Genomic DNA, 2976 nt, shown 5'->3' with positions numbered 1-2976 from the left:
CTCCCAGCGGGTGAGGCGGTTATCACGGTAAGGCTCGCTGCCACCGGTATGGGGTGAATTTTCTGGCGTCTGTTTTCATTTATATGACGTTTGGTCAATGGTTTTGGTTGACTAACTGGTTAACGATTGTAATTAAATTATAATCACGATTCATATTTCCATCGTTTGCCTGGCTCTGAGAATATCGTTTGCGGTCAGAAATGGTCTCTGGGTAGTCCTCTGTCACACTTGCTTTCTTCACATTCCACCAACGTTCAGCTACGAGTTGGAAAGTATTGGTTTGGGCTTCAAGAGTGCTGCGGAGTTGTTCTTGCTGATGCTCCTGAGGATCGATCTGTTTTGTCAGGAGAGCACGAGCTTCTGCCCGGTAGCTTCGAGCATCGGCAAGGGTGACTGACGGATAAGGGCCAATGCTCTTTTTCGCACGCTTCTTAGTGACAGGGCGGATGTAGCGAAACTGCCAGATCTTACTGCCACTTGATTTGATGAGTAGCTCAAGGCCATCGCCATCATAGAGAACGTAGTCCGCTTCCTTGGGTTTGGCGGATTCGATTTCCTTGACGGATAAAGGTTTGGTTTGTCTTGCCATTGCAGGGTTTCCATAGTTTTAGGCACCTCAAAAACAATAATGCTTTACGAGGTGCCTAACAAGGTGCCTAAAAGGTTCGGATTTAATTAGTTGGCTTCAGATTTAGATGGACAAATTGAAGGTACAAAAAAGCCCGCAGGGCTTGCGCCATGCGGGCTTCTAGGACTTCATCGGATGACTCTGGTAATCACCGATGGAGAATTTGGGCTGGGGTCCCTGTAATCCACTCTTTAATTGTTTGATTATTATATATATTAATGATTTGTATTTTACATTGAGGTGCAATAAAGGGATAAAAAAAGTATTGTGGCTAAAAATCAATCACATTTTGAATGTCATGACTAGCGGTGAGGAGTTGAACTCATGAGTTCAACTTCCGAAAGTGATTGAATGACTGTTAATTTAAAATAGTCAACAAAAAAAGCACTTTTTGCTAAAAAAGTTGTTGATCGTCATAAGCGATATTCGAATAATAGCCTCTGTCGAAAAACAATGGGAGAGATAAATGAAAGAAAAAAACAACTTTATACGTCTACCTGAAGTTCTGGAAAGAACAGGATTTTGTAAAGCTTGGATTTATCGTTTGATTAGTCGTGACGAATTCCCTTCACCTATAAAAATCGGTGATCGTGCAATCGGGTTCGTAGAAAGTGAAATAGATGCGTGGATTGACGAAAAGATTTATTTATCAAGAAATAAAGCCGCCTGAATGTTATTAAATGCTTTTTTGATTTATTCCTGACAGATTCATCATTAAAAGTGAAAACCTCTCAAAATCGCGTATAGAGCGTTTTAGAGCTACATATGAAAAATATCTTTTATTTAAAATAAAAGACTGGGTTTTGAACTGGTCTTTTTTTATTTTATCATCTAATCATTTTATTAAATATTTTTGATTTTATCTATTGACTGATGTTATAAATGGATTTATATAATATAAAGATACGAAAAATTAAAAACTCTTCGCCGACTTTTAACTTACGTTAAATACCACTTCCAGAAGATTTTAATCTTTAATAAAGCAATAACGCTAATCCTGTGTATCGGGTATAAGAATGAAGGTTCCTCAAGTGTTTGGCAATTCTTATGTTATTGTGGCAGTGCCGGATGACGCGTAGCTGCCAACCTGAATCGCATAATCTAAAAAATTTACAAACTGTAGTATAGACTCTTTAGTAAAACGAGAGTCGTTTGAAAGTTTCATGATTTGTGTTTGCGCGGGTCGTGGGGGAAGTATCAGGATGGAAACGTTCTGAATATTTTCAAGGCGCAATGAGCATCTCCTATCTCTCTATTTTAGCCTTCTTGGCGTGGGGGGTAGGGGGGGAATGCTTAAAGAAAAACTATTTCCTCCTTCGGAGGAAAACTACTACGGCTGAAAGCCGCCCCGCTAAAACACAAACCCCAAAACCTTAAAACCAAAAACTTTTAAATTAATTAATTAGTACTACTAGTACAAAATTTTAATAAAAATAAATATAAAACCCCAAATATAAAAAGTAAAGTGTTATTTAATGAAGAGCTAATAGAAATATAAGTGAAGTTAGATCATGGATAAAATATAAAAGAAGTCAGATTACGCCAACTTCTTTTATAGATAAAATGGTATTCGATTTAGATTAATCTAACAAACCGCGAGAAGTTTTACTTGCCGTTTGTCTAAAGGTATAGCGTTCAACAACATCACCTTTAAACCAGATCTCAAGATCTTTCATGTGCGCTGTGCTGCTGTTCTTTAATAATGCTAATCCCGGTATGTAATTTGAAATCTGGGATTCACCGGACATAACGGAATAGCCCCACATTTCTTTACCATCGTTAGTTTCTTTAGTCTGAGGCTCCCCATAAAAACGAAGGATATCTTGTTGAGTAGTTTTACCCTTGATAATCTTAGAGGCTATATTCTGCTGTGTTTCGTCTTTAATAGATTTGTTTCCATAAACGGTACAACTCGCTAAAGGAAGAATAATAAATGCTGCCGTAATCAATCTTTTCATATCAACTCCAAATATAAATAATAAAACATAACAAGGTTATAAAACGTATTTATTAAAAATGAGAAGCCAGCGATCGCAGATCTCTTGATTGGTCGATGATGTTTTGTTTTTCATTGGTAGATTGATTTTCCATGAAGGATTTTTTATATCATCTGTCAGTATAAAAATACCGGAACGCTGATTAGCTAACATTTGTTCATTACTGTTAGCTCCAGCGGACTTTATCATAGAGTTTAGATTATTACCTGTGCTATAAATTTTTCCAGCTTCGGATAGCGTATAATTTATTTCCCTGATGTTGTCGTATTTGAAAGTGCTGTCCTTATCTGTATTGAAAATACGTACTGTGTGTTTTTTAGTATCAATGACTACACCGGTGTTTTGACATTC

Annotated in this window: 3 protein-coding genes and 1 pseudogene; 1 reads left to right on the top strand and 3 read right to left on the bottom strand. The window is 37.1% G+C overall.

The window, feature by feature from the left end:
* Nucleotides 1-199: 199 nt before the first annotated feature.
* Nucleotides 200-589 (bottom strand): annotated as a pseudogene (locus ACQ4OC_RS19375) (integrase arm-type DNA-binding domain-containing protein); the annotation flags it as partial.
* A gap of 505 nt (nucleotides 590-1094) precedes the next feature.
* Between ACQ4OC_RS19375 and ACQ4OC_RS19370 the strand changes: the two are divergent.
* Nucleotides 1095-1298 (top strand): helix-turn-helix transcriptional regulator, encoded by a 204-nt coding sequence (locus ACQ4OC_RS19370; RefSeq protein WP_053896513.1) that lies wholly within the window; start codon nucleotides 1095-1097, stop codon nucleotides 1296-1298.
* Nucleotides 1299-2208: 910 nt separating this feature from the next.
* Here the strand turns inward: ACQ4OC_RS19370 and ACQ4OC_RS19365 are convergent.
* Together ACQ4OC_RS19365 and ACQ4OC_RS19360 are read right to left on the bottom strand one after the other, a co-directional pair.
* Complete coding sequence (locus ACQ4OC_RS19365; protein WP_085335197.1) at nucleotides 2209-2586, bottom strand: hypothetical protein; 378 nt, start codon at nucleotides 2584-2586, stop codon at nucleotides 2209-2211.
* A gap of 36 nt (nucleotides 2587-2622) precedes the next feature.
* Nucleotides 2623-2976 (bottom strand): DUF4755 domain-containing protein (locus tag ACQ4OC_RS19360; RefSeq protein ID WP_430971546.1); only part of this gene is annotated, 354 nt, incomplete at its 5' end.

This window comes from Yersinia sp. J1 (genome assembly GCF_050586585.1).
GTDB lineage: Bacteria > Pseudomonadota > Gammaproteobacteria > Enterobacterales > Enterobacteriaceae > Yersinia > Yersinia entomophaga.
The sequence above is the reverse complement of the archived record's forward strand: the minus strand, read 5'-3'. Positions and strand labels throughout refer to the sequence as shown.

What these genes read in the sequence shown, in the direction of transcription:
- ACQ4OC_RS19370 (WP_053896513.1), top strand. Translation starts at nt 1,095, where the DNA reads ATGAAAGAAAAAAACAACTTTATACGTCTACCTGAAGTTCTGGAAAGA.
- ACQ4OC_RS19365 (WP_085335197.1), bottom strand. Translation starts at nt 2,586, where the DNA reads ATGAAAAGATTGATTACGGCAGCATTTATTATTCTTCCTTTAGCGAGT.